This window comes from Streptomyces sp. NPDC057854 (assembly GCF_042797055.1).
Lineage (GTDB): Bacteria > Actinomycetota > Actinomycetes > Streptomycetales > Streptomycetaceae > Streptomyces.
Genome location: NZ_JBHVMF010000042.1, coordinates 1 through 14147, shown reverse-complemented (window position 1 = coordinate 14147; position 14147 = coordinate 1). Strand labels below are relative to the sequence as shown.

Annotated in this window: 9 protein-coding genes; 5 read left to right on the top strand and 4 right to left on the bottom strand. The window is 66.9% G+C overall.

The annotated features are described in order from the left end of the window. Nucleotides 1–201 precede the first annotated feature (201 nt). Together ACFVQZ_RS35660 and ACFVQZ_RS35655 are read right to left on the bottom strand one after the other, a co-directional pair. On the bottom strand, nucleotides 202–4854 hold the full coding sequence (locus ACFVQZ_RS35660) for an NACHT domain-containing protein (RefSeq protein WP_383629036.1): 4653 nt from the start codon (nucleotides 4852–4854) through the stop codon (nucleotides 202–204). A 16-nt stretch (nucleotides 4855–4870) separates the two neighbouring features. Beyond that, nucleotides 4871–5263 carry a CU044_2847 family protein gene (locus ACFVQZ_RS35655; protein ID WP_383629034.1) on the bottom strand — a complete coding sequence of 131 codons (393 nt, stop codon included), beginning with the start codon at nucleotides 5261–5263 and terminating at the stop codon, nucleotides 4871–4873. 1069 nt (nucleotides 5264–6332) lie between these two features. Here ACFVQZ_RS35655 and ACFVQZ_RS35650 point away from each other — a divergent pair. Then, complete coding sequence (locus ACFVQZ_RS35650; RefSeq protein WP_383629032.1) at nucleotides 6333–8021, top strand: hypothetical protein; 1689 nt, start codon at nucleotides 6333–6335, stop codon at nucleotides 8019–8021. 147 nt (nucleotides 8022–8168) lie between these two features. Here the strand turns inward: ACFVQZ_RS35650 and ACFVQZ_RS35645 are convergent, their stop codons facing one another. Next, nucleotides 8169–8351, bottom strand: a complete 183-nt coding sequence (locus ACFVQZ_RS35645; protein ID WP_383629030.1) for a hypothetical protein — start codon at nucleotides 8349–8351, stop codon at nucleotides 8169–8171. Between the two features lie 888 nt (nucleotides 8352–9239). Here ACFVQZ_RS35645 and ACFVQZ_RS35640 point away from each other — a divergent pair. The 3 genes from ACFVQZ_RS35640 (at nucleotide 9240) to ACFVQZ_RS35630 (ending at nucleotide 12145) form a co-directional block, all read left to right on the top strand. Next, a complete protein-coding gene (locus ACFVQZ_RS35640) occupies nucleotides 9240–10736 on the top strand; it encodes a SulP family inorganic anion transporter (protein WP_383629028.1) in 1497 nt (498 codons plus the stop codon). A 381-nt stretch (nucleotides 10737–11117) separates the two neighbouring features. Next, the gene (locus tag ACFVQZ_RS35635) at nucleotides 11118–11840 is read left to right on the top strand and encodes an HNH endonuclease family protein (RefSeq protein ID WP_383629026.1); all 723 of its coding nucleotides are present in this window, start codon (nucleotides 11118–11120) and stop codon (nucleotides 11838–11840) included. Then, nucleotides 11837–12145 (top strand): hypothetical protein, encoded by a 309-nt coding sequence (locus ACFVQZ_RS35630; protein ID WP_383629024.1) that lies wholly within the window; start codon nucleotides 11837–11839, stop codon nucleotides 12143–12145. The genes ACFVQZ_RS35635 and ACFVQZ_RS35630 overlap by 4 nt, the downstream gene beginning before the upstream one ends. A gap of 136 nt (nucleotides 12146–12281) precedes the next feature. On the opposite strand, the gene ACFVQZ_RS35625 is transcribed toward ACFVQZ_RS35630, so the two are convergent. Next, on the bottom strand, nucleotides 12282–13217 hold the full coding sequence (locus tag ACFVQZ_RS35625; protein ID WP_383629062.1) for an ion transporter: 936 nt from the start codon (nucleotides 13215–13217) through the stop codon (nucleotides 12282–12284). Between the two features lie 152 nt (nucleotides 13218–13369). Here ACFVQZ_RS35625 and ACFVQZ_RS35620 point away from each other — a divergent pair, with 152 nt between their 5' ends. Continuing rightward, nucleotides 13370–13726: a hypothetical protein gene (locus ACFVQZ_RS35620; protein ID WP_383629022.1), complete on the top strand. Its 357-nt coding sequence runs from the start codon at nucleotides 13370–13372 to the stop codon at nucleotides 13724–13726. The last annotated feature ends 421 nt before the right edge of the window (nucleotides 13727–14147 follow it).

The following is a 14147-nucleotide window of genomic DNA, read 5'->3' as shown; positions in this document are numbered from 1 at the left end:
GTCAACGGAGATGAGCCGGCCGGGGCAGGCCGGACGAGCGCCTTGCCGCTTCGACGCGGTCCAGGCATCGGCAGGCGCGCCAGGAACCTTGATGCGGCCGAAGGCGCGGATGGAGACTCGGCTGGCCTCTAACCCATCCGCCACGACGACTGGACTGCCGACCGCCGCCACAGGTGCGGACTGTGGCGGCACCGCAGTCTTTCAGCCGTGCGGAGCTGGTAGACGGGGCTGACCCAGCAGAGCGGCGTGCCGATTCTTCCCGGCGAGGGCGGATGGTGCCTCGGCAGCCCAACTTCGGGTATCGGCTGAGAGTCGCCGATCATGGGCCATAGCGGCGAGCGTCTGCCTTGTGCCTTCCGAGCAGGAGGTATCAAGGACCAGCAGCAGTAGCGCGGCCTCGACTCGGTCTGGTTCCAACAGGGCCTCGTTCCGGGCAAGCGTGGCGAGCACCTGTTCGGCTTGCTCGATGGCACCGACGGTGGCGAGTTCTCTTGCGATCTGGATGCTCAACAGAGGCGGCAAGATATCGTCATTTGCAGCCAGAGCCCGCAAGGTGCGCAGCACGGTAGGGAGGTGCTGCGGGCCGTACCTGTATAGGCGGCGTGCTGCGAGGGCGCGCGTCGTCGGGGGCTCGGATTCGGTGTCGGCCAAGGTCGTTAGGAGTGCCGCTGCCCTATGTCCAGAGCCCTGCCAATCCAGGCCCTTGAGGAGATCGATGGCGCCAAAGCGATCAGCCGCGGCTTCCGATGTCCGAACTCGGCTAGAGAGCAGGGCTTGGGTGGCCTCGTGCAAGTCGGGTCCGAGCAGGGCGATGCCCTCGATAGGCCCTGACCGCTGCTGCCAGTCCCTTGAGCCTCGTAGTAGCCGTACAAGATCACGGCAAAGGCGGGCTCGGGCGGAGGGGCCGAGACTGGCCAGCTCGGCCACAATCAGCTGCGTGGGGAGGCTTTCCGAACCAGACTGCAGACAGGTGCGAAGGAATGCCTCGGACCTATCACGTACTGTCGGGCTGATACATGCGACATCGGCAGCGAAAGCCACCGCCCCCGGGGGCGGCTGTTGGGCGTCAAGCCTGTCAAGAACGTCCAGGACGACCGATTCGTAGTCCGGCCCGGCGCCGAGGCGGGCAAGGAGGCGGGCCGCTGCCATTCGGTGCGTGTCGGATGCCGCAGCGGAGCGGGCTATGTGTCCCGCACAGGGCCCTGCCTCCGCGCGATTGTGACTGGCGAGGACTGCGGTCACGGCCAGCGCTTGCGTAGCGCTAACCTCCGTACGAAGCGCAATCTCCTTCAGCAGGCGGCCCATTTCTTCACGGTCACCGCGCGAGCCGGTACCCAGCAGGACGCTGGCTGCCTTGCACCAGCTTTCGAGTACGCCATCCAGGGAGGGGAGCGCCCTACGCTGAACGTAGCCCACCGCGTCTGCTCGGTATTGGGGGCCCAATCGGAGGACATTCGTCGTCACCATGTAGGGGTCGGCTGCACAGCGCTGGGTAAGGAAGGCGGCCGCAGCATCGGCGTCGATGCTCCGGGCCGACATCAGAATGTCTTGCCTGCATAGATTTGGTAGGCGCGAGTCCAGCAGGATGCGGCAATGCTGGGCGACCACCTGCTCGCGTAGCCCTGGTTGGTACGAGGCCGCGACCTGCAGTAAGAATCGGACGACGTTCACGTCCCAGATGGCCATGGGCCCAGTCAGCAGCCGCAGTCCGGCCAGCTGGTGCTCAGGCCGAGCTCGCAGCAGCAGTGCGGCCAGGACGGCTCGCTGTGGATGGCTGACAAGAGGGCGGGGTCGGTCGTCCATCTGGCGTTGGTGACCAGCGACGGCTTCCAGGAGCCGTATCACCGATGCCGCATGCGCGGAGTGTGGAGGCGCAGGCCGGGTACCGAGCCACTTCGCGAGCCGCGACCATACCCCTGCAGCCAGATGTGCGCCAGGTGTGGCCTGCCCTTGCAGTGCGCAGGACAAATCCGCGGTCACCGCCCGGACTGCTGCTGCCGCCACCGCTTCTTCATCCGACGTCGGGGGGAGAGACAGGAGCGCAGAGATGTCGACGGGCAGGTCCAGGAGACCTGCCTCGGCGGACCATGGCACCACCTCATCGGGGTCGCGGGGGGACTCCATGAAGCCCGGCGGGGTGCTCACGCCCTCCGAATGTTCCTCCTCGATGGATAGGTCTGCTGGAATCGGGCGTAGATCGATGAGTGAGGGGCCGGCGGCCGGCCTGTGAGGAAGCGAGATCCATTCTGGGGCATCGCTCAGTAACTGCTCGGCCATGTTGCGGTGATGCTCGTGGAGGAACGCCACGTCCTGTGATAGCAAAGTGAGGCTTTCCCTCGCCGCCGGAAAAGCGCCCGCAGACTCCAGTGCTAGAGCCGCCCGGACGCGTACTGCACCCGCGAGCTGAGGATCGCAGGCGAAACGGCGGAGAAGGATGAGGCCGCGGGATCTATGCGGCTCGCCCGACCGCAGTAGAGCGTGCGCGGCAGCCTCGCGCACGATGTCGGGCAAAGCCGCGTTCTCCGCAGCACCGTGGATCACTCGCTGCAGGGGATGATCAAGGCTGCGCAGCAGGCTCAGTGCACGGACCACTTGGTTAATGATCACTTGGTTTGCGTACCGGCCGTTGCCGCCGCGCAATGCCCGCCATAGCCAGAAGTCGAAAGTGCGAGCCAGAGCTTCGTGTTGACCTGCTGTCGCCCGAACACCACGGGAAACCAGTGCAGCAGCGAGCTCCCGAGCGGTGTCGTTACCCGCGAGCAGCCAGTCGAGAAGTTCAGGGGCGTCGCTATTGATCAGTGCTCTGTGGAGGATCGTCCGCTGCGCTGTGAGATCCCCGTCCGTGCATGCAAGGCTGAGCGTTTTCCACCAAATTGGATCGTCGGGATCGAATCGGGAAGGAAGACGGCGGGCGTCGAGTAGGTCGCAGATGTGCTCGGCGAAGGTGTGGTGGGCAAAGGTGAGACCTTCGCCGTCTGGAAGCAGCAACCCGGTGGACGTGAGAACTGAGCCAACGATTTCGGTCCAGTCCGCTGGTGCCGGAGTGGGAGTGATGCCTCGGTCGGCCAGCCATTGGAGTGCTTCGGACAGCAGAGATCGGGCTTTCAGAGCCAGCGGTGCAAGGTGCTCGATGATTGCAACTCGTGCCTCGACCAGCTCCTGAGCCAGCTTTTCCGCCATCGGTCGGCCAGCGAGCCGGGACTGCGTGTCACTGAGTAGCTGGCGGGCTCGGGAGTCGTACAGATGGGAGAAGTACCGTTCGTACAGGTCGAAGCGGCTTGCGGGAAGGGGCTGGTTGGGCGCCTCAGCGAACACAACTGCTGCGACCGTGGCCAGGAGCGGGATGGACGCCTCCTCCTCGAGCCGGGATGCGGCCAGCTCGCGAAGGAATGACTCGGCAAGGTCCACGTCATCTGCGAACCAGGAACGTGCAAACTGGGCCCGCTGATGATGTTGGAAGGGCTCGATGGCGTAGTGCGTGAGCTCCTTGTCGCTGTCCCAGGTTCGGCGTTCGTCGTCAGGTAAGGGCCGGCTGGTGATCAGAACGTGGTACTCGCGCTCCTCCTCCATGAAGACCCGTAGGCGTTCGATTAGGTCGGCGCGATCTGCTCGCGAGGTGACCTCGTCCAAGCCGTCGATAACCAAGAGCCAGCGCGATCCAGGCACGCGCCGTTCCAACAGTCGCGGATCGAGGTCGCGTGCCAGGAACCTCGCAAGGCTCGCCCCGAGGGCGTCTGACACCGCGGAGAGAAGGCGCATGCCGGGACGGGCTGCCAGATCCCTTGCCAGCAACCGGACGGGCAGGAGGGTAGCGGCGGCGGCGCTCTCCCCTGGCAGCACGACGGCTCGGGTCGCTAATTGAAGGGTCAGAGTGGATTTTCCGGAACCCGCCACGCCCGTGAGGAACAGGTGCCGGTGTGTGGCAAGGGCCTCTTCGATTGTTTTCGGTCTCAGGACCACTGGGTCAGGTGCCGTACCGGCATTCTCGGGGTCGGCAGCCAATGCAACAGCGGCATTATCGGATGTAGACACCTGCTGGCGTACGTAGACCGCCGAGGGATCACGGCCGTGGAGGCCGACAGCACGATAGGGGAAGGCACGCGCCGCACTGCGCTGTGCGTTGAGCAGGGACTGCACGTCGGCGGGAAGGAGACGTTGCTTTTGCCCGTGTGCTAGACAGCGCTCGGCGATGATGTCTGCCCGGATCGCGTAGCTCTGCCGGGTGATGTCCGCCGTGCTCAGCCGACTGTATGGCAGCGAGTGATGTGCGCTGACGAGAATCCCGACGACCGCCTGCAGCTTCCTGTCCCACAGAGGGCTGCCGCTGTAGCCCGGTTGGACGGCATGCCCCGTGGGGGCGCCGCTGAGGACCAGCCAGTCGTCGGCCACCGCGGCCACGTGCACCCGAACAACGGAGGTCGGTTCACCGCTGCCGAACCAGCTCCATGCCGCCTGTCCGAGGGCGGGAGCTGCGAGGCGCACTGGCCGTACTTGCTCGGGTAGTACGTCAGTCACCCGGAGCGTGGCAATGTCTCCACGCCAGCGTCTCTCCGTGCCAGAGAGCGTCCCTTCCTCATCGCGAAGAGAACGTGCCGGCCACCATCCGACGACATGGGCGGAACAGCGTTGGCCGGGAACGGACGGAAAGGCCACGGTCACCGATTCGGAAGTGGGTTTGTCACTTGCGAACTGATGCCTCCCCAAAGCCATGTTGACGACATGGGCGCAGGTGAGGACGGAGACGACGGCGCTCTCGTCGGTGACCAGGACGCCGCCGCCGACTACGGTGCCGTCCGGTTTCAGGAAGGAAACAAAGGCGGTGCGCAGTGAATCATCCGCGGAGACCGGGTACATGGCGCCCGCTTCCGCTTCATTCAGCGACGGAGGCTGTGTTGCGGTCGTCGTCGCTAAGTCGCCACGTGGCAGAGACGTTGAAGCTGGCCTCGCCCCCACTCACCACGGCCAGTTTCAGGCCGGCGGTCAGCTTGACGCCGAACTCGACGGTCAGCTCCTCGGGCTTCCGCGGCAGGCTGGTGACCTGATCGTGCAAACCAGAGAGGACTGGGACAAGAGGAGCGAACGCCTCGCTCAGCGTCCTGCCCGCCTGCTCAACAACGCGGGCACCGAGGCCGACTGGCTCCACGCCTGCGCTGCCGGGGAGCTGGTATTCGGCATCGATGCCGACCTTGGTGTCGTCGGTAGGCCAGACCTCGATCAGCACAGCTCGTCCGTCGGGAAAGTTGAACTCGACAAAGTCGGACATCGTTTCCCCCAAGTGACGCAGCAGCCGTTTGTGGGCTGGTGCCGACGAGATTCGCCGCCACCAGCCGCGACGGCATAGCCTACCTCCTAGCAAGATCGTTCTGCGGCCGTCTGCTGCAACTGCTGCACAGCCGTGGTCGGTTCCGCGCGGCGCTGCCGAACCGAGGTGGGAGTAGCACGATGCTGGGGTCATGCGTGGCGTCGGAAGAAGTCCGCCGCGGAGGGCTCGTGCAAGTCGTGATCCGGACGTGCACCGTGGACTACTGAACTGTGGGCGCGGACTGGCGAGCCCGTGTGCTGTTCTGCCGGGGTGAGCCCGATACTGGCGGAAAGTCAGGTCGGTGGGCGTCTGAGGTCCCTGCTGAGACTCGATAGGATCGGGACTCGGCGAGGCTTCGGGGAGCTTGTCGGCGGTGCCGGCACGGCTGAGGTGCTGGAGTCATGCCATTCGTCAGTGCTGGCCTGGAGGACTTCGTCATGAAGTTGTCTACCTGGCGGCGCTGACCTGCATCGATTGGGCTGTTCCCGCCCCTGACCTGCACGGACGAGTCTTTCAGCGTCTTTCGGGATCGTGCTGCGTTACGCGGTCGATTCTCCCCACGCGCTCCCCAGGACCGTCGATACTCCCCAGATTCTCCCCAGGGAGAGCCGTCGCGGCGGGCCTGGTCGAACGGGACGTCATGCCGCCGAAGGCGCTGCCAAGGCACGTTGAGTGGCTGCGGGCGAGGGCAGGGCAGAAGCCCGGGGCTTGAGCGGATGAGGGCAAGGCGCGAGTCTGATCCCGCCTGAGTAGGCTCAATCTCGAAGAAGGGCTCAGGGCGCCGGATCGCGGTTTCGGGACGACTGGCCGCCGGGGTGATGGCGTGGACCTCGGGTCTGTGAGGGCCCGGCCGCATCCTGAGCCGCGTGTAGACGGGGGTCGGGGCGCTGCCCAGATGCGGCCCGCCTTGACCGGCTCGGCCCGGTTGAGCGCGGTCTGCTGCTCGACGGCTACCACGGGTTCGTACTGCGCAGCGCTGTCAGAGGCGAGTGCCATGCTGTCCGGGAGGGTCCATTGCGAGGTAGGGGGTGTGGTGGCGTTCGAGTGGGATCGGATCGGGCAGCCGCATTTCGACCGAGTCGTTGAGGCGTTGGTCCACCGGCTTTACAGCGAGACGGCGGAGGTCCGGGCGGTCAACGGGCGCGGCGGTGACGGCGGCCGAGACATTGACGTGGTGCAGGGCGGCCGCCTGCGGATCTACCAGCTCAAGTACTTCCCTGACGGTCTGCAGGGTCGTGGGCGCAGACCGAGTATCAAGAAGTCGTTCAAGCGGGCAATGGAACACGACCCCTATGAGTGGGTCCTCGTCGTTCCGTGCACTCTTACCCCGGGCGAGCGGGCGTTCGTCATGGGTCTGGGTGAAGGCCGGGGCGTGAAGGTCACCGTGATGGACCGGGCCGCCCTGGACGATCGCCTCGCCGCGCACAGCGATATCGAGCGCAGCCTCAGCCGCACCAGTGGCGATGGGGGCCTGCTGGAGTACGCGAAGATCATGAATCGGGAGCGGGACGTCCTGGCGGGCGGTATGGCCGACTTGGGTGCTCGGGTGCGGGCTCTGGGGTGCGTGGTCGACGACCTCGACCCGAACTGGACGGTGGACTTCGCCCGCGAAGGCGACAAGGTCATCCGGACTTTGCGGCCGAAGCATCCCCGGGCTCATGAGGTAAGCCCGATTGCCCTCACCATTTCCGGAACGGCCATAGACGCCGGTCTGTCAGCCGCTGTCACTCGCTCCCTGGGGTTCGGGGTCGCCGAGGAGGTCGAGCTCCCGCCCGACGTGGTGGAGCGCCTGACGGTCAGCGGACCGGAGTGGATCGCGCAGACATTCACCAACACCACGGTCTTGTGGAGGCCCATCTCACCTGCCTCAAAGAACGACGCCGTAGCCTCCGTGGTCTTCCTCGGCGAGGACGACAGCGTGCAGGCGTCGTACGCCGGTCGTCTGAAGGCGCGAGGTTCCGGCTCCTTGGGGAGCTCGATCGAGGTGGATCTGCCTGGTGCGGTGCTTCGGGTGCTGCGTCCGTTCGACGAATCAGCTCCGGCGAAGCTCGCGTACCAATTCGACCTTGCCGGACTCAGTCCCGCAGAGGCGCTGAAGGTGCTGCGGCTGCGCCGGCGCCTTTCGCTCGGTGGCGACTTTCGCGTGATGATTGACGGCCAACTCGCCGGTGCGGGGCGTTTGCCGAAGAGCGGCCCTGCAGATGATCTCCGCCGGTGGGCACAGCTGCAGCTGTTCTTGGAGGACCTCGAAGTGGTCCAGCGATACTGTGAACAGGACTTTCCCATCCCGGACGACATGTCGATGACTGACCGGATTGCTCTACGGTTGGCCCGCCTTCTGGTGGAAGGCCGCTGCGTCGCATCGCCATTCAGCCGCGAGCTGACGATCACACTCACCTGGATCGACGACGCGAACACCAGGGAGTTGCTCAGCGGACGACCGCAGTCGCTACGTGTCACAAGCTCCGAATACGGGATCACGATCGCAGGGCACCTTCTCAACCTCGGCTCCGTCTGTATCTTCCACACGGAAGTCACAGCCGAAGACGGGCCCCGTGTCCTCGAGTCTCTCCGCAGCGGCCTCGTGCCGGAGGCGACCCTCGTGCTGCGCCCCGCCAGGGGCGAGCACTACCGGATGTTCCTGGCCGACTCACCTGACGACGGTATGCCGCTCAGCCCCTGTCCCTTGGGCCTCGACGGCTTTCCCGACCCTCGCTAGGTGCGGTGTCTCTCGAGGTAGGTTCCGCGAGGTCGTCCGGCGTGAGTTGCTGTGGGCTGGTGGTGGGGGGCGAGCGATTGCGGCGGGCGCCTTGGGCCACGTGGTAGTCGCTGCCGGCGATTCAGGGAAGCCCTGTGATGTGGGTGGTCAGGGGCGGTAGACCAGTTCCAGGAGGACGGCTGCGATGAGTTGCCACGCGCCGGCGGCGAGCAGCCACATGCTGTCGAGGGCCAGCCCGACGGCGCTCGTGAAGGATGCGCCGACGAAGAGCGTGAGGGAGAGGCGGCGCACGCGGTGGTCGGAGGGCAGGCGTCCCTCATGTCGGCTCATGGGCGCACTGTAGGGCTGTGGTCGGGCAGGGCGGCCAATACCCGGGAAGTCTTCACGCCGCCCTGATGCCCCCGCGCCGTCGAGCCTGGGGGCGCATTCCGGCAGGCGACGGCGCACGTGGATCGAATCATCGGCGCGCTGGTAACTCTGTGCGCCAATCGTGTGAGTGATTGCGTCATCCTGCAGCACGATCCAGTCGCGAATCCTTCGTTCCCATGTGTCGTTCCGGAGGAGGGGGCATCGTGGCGTATTACTGTGCATTGACCTTCTCTTGAACTCCTTTTTGTGAACTGTGATGGCCTTGTGCGCCCCTGGGGAGAGAGGTGCTCGCCATGTCGGCCGACTGCATACCTTCGTCTCGAAGAGGCACCTTCACTCCCGTCTTCCCACACGGTCTGGTTGGTGCGCGGACGGGGAGCGTCGTTGTGGATTCACGGCGAATCGGTCTGCACCAAGCAGGCTTTGGGGCCTCACGGCGGAACCCGAAGCGATGTCCCCGCTACGGACCGCGAACCCGGCCGCTCCGCGAGGCACGACCCGACCTCAGGCCATGCCGGTGGGCTGCCGTACATCTGGCCAGGGCCGCTGGCGTCGGGCCTTCGCAGCCCCTCCGTCTGACTGTCACCTCACGCATGTAAGGCGCAACCTCAGCAGCACGGAAGCCTTCACACTCGCCGCTTCGCCGCTGACAGGGGAGGTACCCCCACCGTGCGGTCGGCCCGTCGCGGTGTGCCAGGAGAAGTCATTCACGCCGCGCCTCATCGACGTGGGACACCGGTACGGGCGGGGTACTGAGGACCCCCGCAGCCGATTTGCTCGTCACCTGTTCCGACGTCCGGGGCGCGGCCCGTGAGCCCGCTCTGTCGAGACCCTCCGAGGGGAACACGCATGCCACTCTTCCTCCGCGGCGTCCGGCAGGACTTCGCCGCCTCGCTGGTCGTCTTCCTCGTGGCTCTCCCCCTCTGTGTCGGGGTGGCTGTCGCCTCCGGCGTCCCCGCCGAACTCGGCCTGATCACCGGCATCGTCGGCGGTCTCGTCACCGGTGTGATGCGCGGCAGCAGTTTGCAGGTCTCCGGTCCGGCCGCCGGTCTGACCGTGCTGGTGGCGGAGGCGGTCCGCGCCTTCGGGCTGCCGGCCCTTGGCCTGGTCGTGCTGTTGGCCGGACTCCTGCAAGTCGTCATGGGCGTCCTGCGTTGGGGGCGCTGGTTCCGGGCGATCTCCCTGTCCGTCGTCGAGGGCATGCTCGCGGGCATCGGTCTCGTGATCATCGCGGGCCAGCTCTACGCGGCGGCCGGGGTGACGGCGCCCCATGGGGGGCTCGCCAAGCTGGTGGGTCTGCCCGGCGCTCTGACCGGCGCATCGGGGGCAACTGCCTCCCTCGTCTCTCTCGCCATCGCCGCCGGGACCATCGCCGTGATTGTGGTGTGGCGGAGGCTGCCTCGCCGGATCCGGGCGGTGCCTGGGGCTCTGGTGGCGGTCCTGCTGGCCGCCCTGGTGACTGCGGCGGCCGACCTCCCGGTTGCCACCGTGCGGGTGAGTGGCGTACTGGATGCCGTGCGGCTGCCTGGCGGCGATGCCCTTACCGGCCTCGTCGACTTGACGCTGCTTGGCACGGTGCTGGCCTTCGCGCTGATCGCCTCCGCGGAGTCGCTGTTCAGCGCGGCGGCCGTCGACCGGCTGCATACCGGTCCGCGTACGGACTACGACAAGGAGCTGGTGGCCCAGGGAGCGGGAAACGCGGTGTGCGGTCTGCTCGGTGCCCTGCCGCTGACAGCGGTCATCGTGCGCAGCTCGGCCAATGTGGAGGCCGGTGCCCGCACGAAGGCGTCCCGGGTGCTGCACGGTGTGTGGCTGCTGCTCTTCGCGGTCCTGCTGCCGGCTGTCCTCGCGTACATCCCGCTCGCGGCCCTCGCGGGGATCCTGGTCCACGCCGGCTGGAAACTGATCCCGTTCCGGGGTGTGGCGACGCTCTGGCGCACGCATCGCGGTGAGGCGCTCGTGCTCGTCGCGACGGCGGTGGCGATCGTCGCGGTCGGCATGTTCGAAGGGGTGTTGATCGGTCTTGTGCTGTCGGTGGCGAAGGCCGCCTGGGAGGCGTCCCATCTGCGGATGGAGCATAGCGACGATGGTTACGGCGGGGTACGGGTACGGCTCGCCGGGACGGTGAACTTCCTGCGGCTGCCCCAGATACTGGACAGCCTGGATGCGCTGCCCCGTGACCGCCAGGTCGTCCTCGACCTCTCGGGGGTCCACCACCTTGACCACGCGTGCCGCGCCGCCCTGCACAGCTGGGCCGAGCGGCACAGCGTCGCAGGCAGCCAGGCCGTGCGGCTCCATGCACTCCCGGAATCCTCGGCCACGGAGCAGGCCAAGGCGCTGGGATGACCCCGTGGCGAGTCCACGGCTACGAGCGAGCACCGCGCAGGTCTTCACCCAAGCAGGCGGGGGGGGAGGAGGAGGCGATGCCGATCCGGCCCGCTCATCCGTTGGGTGGCCAAGGTGACCGGCTCGCCCGCTGTGGTCGGCCGACGTCGTTCGCAGGCGAGTTGGTGCGCCCCGATCCACGATCGCTCGTGCCGAAGGTCATGGGGTCTTCGCAGCCCGCTTCCCGCGGGCCTCGACCGGCAACGAGGGAACAGATGAGTCTGTCAGGCCGGCGCGACGAGGACACCCCACAGGTGGCGAAGAGTGTGTCGGGCGGTACCTCATGTTCGAACAGATACGCTGCCGTGCGTACAGGCTCATTCGGAGGGAATGCATCAGGCCATGGCACGTCAGAGGCGAGTGGGAATAGCAAGTTTGACGGCGACCCTGGTCCTGATCGCGGTGGCGGGGTGCTCGGCGGAGGGCGATGCCAAGTCCCCGGGCGGGGACGCGAAGCCGTTGCCGACGCGTAGTGGTGCGGCCGGCGGCAGTGCTCCGGAGGTGGACGGGACGCTGCCCGGCGTGCCGACCGCCGAGCAGGCGCTCACGGAGCTCGCAGGGCTGAAGGTCGCTCCGCACGGTTCGATGTCCGGCTACAGCCGTGACCGATTCCCGCACTGGGCCTCTCAAGGAGAGAACTGCAACACCCGTGAGACCGTGCTGAATCGCGACGGCGCGAACGTCAGACGGGACACCGAGTGCCGTGCCGTGTCCGGAACCTGGAGGAGCGTCTACGACGACCTGACGTTCAAGGAAGCGGCAGAGCTGGACATCGACCACACTGTGCCCCTCGCCAACGCCTGGCGGTCCGGGGCGAACAAGTGGCCCCAGGAGAAGCGCAAGGAGTTCGCCAACGACCTGACGAACCCGCAGCTCCTCGCCGTCTCAGCTGCCTCCAACCGCTCCAAGGGGGACCAGGGCCCCGACGAGTGGCAGCCGCCCTCGAAGACCTACTGGTGCACCTACGCCCGGGCCTGGACATCGGTCAAGGCCACGTATGAGCTGTCGGTGACCGCGTCGGAGAAGGACATGCTCGGTCAGATGCTGGACACTTGCTCCTCATGACCGACACTCCCACCCCCGGCCCGGGTGCATACCTGGATGACGTGAAGGCCGGCCCCGGCGGTGCGATGACCGACGAAGTCGGCGTCGTCACCGGTGAACTTACCGTCGCCACGGGACCCCTCACAGACGGCCAGGTCGTCGTCCTGGTCCAGTACAAGGACGCTGACGAGTGGTACACCTTGACCGGTAGCCCCATGCCCGTGCCGCCTGGTGGAGTCGCGCAACTGCATGCCGCTGTCCTCGACCGTGTCCGCGCGGGCGGCGGAGCCCGCGTCTCCTGGGGAGGCGGCGAGGCGTCGGCGTAGCCGTCATGACATCCGAGCGACCGCGCCCATGACACTGGGCAGACCACTCCGCCGGGCGTTCCTCGCACAGTTGGTCGCCCTCAGCGGGATGACCGGCCAGGGATTCATCGCCCGGTCATCGCCGAGTAGGGGGACCTCACCGGCTTGACCGTGCCACTGCCCGGCTTTCGTGATCCCTCGGGCGGGCCGGGGAGGAAACGGCTGGCGGTTCCTCCGGCACGGGACGGGCCATGGCGCTCAGCTCGGCTTCCAGTTCGTCGAGTGCCTTGCGGGCGGCGGCGATGCGTTCGTGCAGTCGTGAGGCGTCATGTTCGGGAGGCGGGGGCGTCCGGTCGGCGACTGACTCGAGTTCACGAGCCTCCTGGAGTGAGTTGATGACGACGCCGATGAGGAGATTGACGAGGACGAAGGATCCGAGGAGGACGAAGGAGGCGAAGTAGACGATGGTCCAGCGCGATATCTCCAAGCCCGCGCGGACCGCGTCGCCCAGCCCGTCCAGGGTGATCAGGAGGAAAAGGGTGAGGACCGCGCGGCCGAGGGAGCCGTAGTGTTCGGGGTCGTCGTCGGCGAAGAAGACCCAGCCGACCATCGCGTACATGTACAGCAGCAGCCCACCGACCAGCAGAAAACTGAGGGTGCCGGGCAGACTCTTGCCGACGGCGACGATCACGATCCGTACCTGGGGCAGGAACCGTGCCGCGCGCAGCACCCTGGCGAGCCGGAACAGCCGCAGCACGGTGGCGTTCTCGCGTGCGAAAGGCAGGAACGCCACCGCGACGACGAGAAGGTCGAACACGTTCCACGGGTCACGGAAGAAGTCCCTGGGCCGGTCGGCGTGCGCGGCGGCCCGCAGGAGTATCTCCGCGGTGAAAGCAGCGAGGAAAAGGTGCTCCGCGGCCCGCAGGGTAGGTTGCCACTCGGCCACGATGCCCGGGTAGGTTTCGATGCCCAGCAGCGCGGCGTTGGCCGCGATGAGACCGAAGACGCCGGTCGCGAAACCGGAGGAGTCCGTGATGCGGCGACAGCGGTCGGCGAGGGCATGCCGTAACTGTGCGGTAGTCCGTTCGGACATGAGGTGATTCGTTCCCTCGCAGGCATGGTCCGTCATTTCAACTGCTAGGGATCTTAAGCGCTCTTGGGCCCGTGGCCGGCGTGGCCCGGGGGCCGGTGGCCGTACCGCGGCGTGGGAGGATCCATGGCGAGCATGACAAGCAGGGGGATGCGATGACAGGTTTCGAGATCGCGCTGGTGATTCTGGCGAGCGGCTACGTGGCCGGGGGAGCGTACGACCGGTTCAAGAAGGCGCGTACGGAGCGGCGGCAGGAGCAGGAGAGGGCGCTGAGCGGCCCGGAGCCGGTCTGCGGTTGTCGGCATCATCTCGCCTACCACGACACGCGGGACGGCCGGTGCTATGCCGTGGTCAAGGGCAAGCGTGTCACGGATGCCGACGGTGACGCCGTAGCGCCGCGACAGTGCTCCTGCCGTCAGTACGCTGGCCCCGAACCGCTCGCGACGCTGTACGCCCCAGAGCTCGCCGATACGGTCGGCGAGCGGCCGAGGGCGCTGGAGGCGGGGGATTAGCACTCCAGCAGGATCTGCTGTTTGGTCTGCGGGTTTCGCTCGGCGGCCGTAGGGGCCCGTCCGGCTCCGCCGGTGGTGGTCTACCGGAGGGAGAAGCCCGCAGAGAGGGGGCGGCATGTGCCCCTCCCCTTCACACGATCCCGGCGCCTGGCGCCGTCACCCTTGGCGCTCACGCTCTCCAGGCCGATCGGCTTCACCCGATTCGGGTGCGTGGGCCAGAAAGCCCCGACAGGATCCACCGCCAGGATCCGGCCGCTCTCGTCGTCCGCAGCATCCCTGGATCGCGGCGGTCGTCGTTCTGCTCGCCGCCCTCCTTGGGCTCGGAGGGCTAGGGCGTTTCTTTCGGATCATCTTGCCGACCAGATGAAGATGGCGGCGATGTGGAGTCCGGCGAGGTAGATGGTGGCGGTCTTGTCGTATC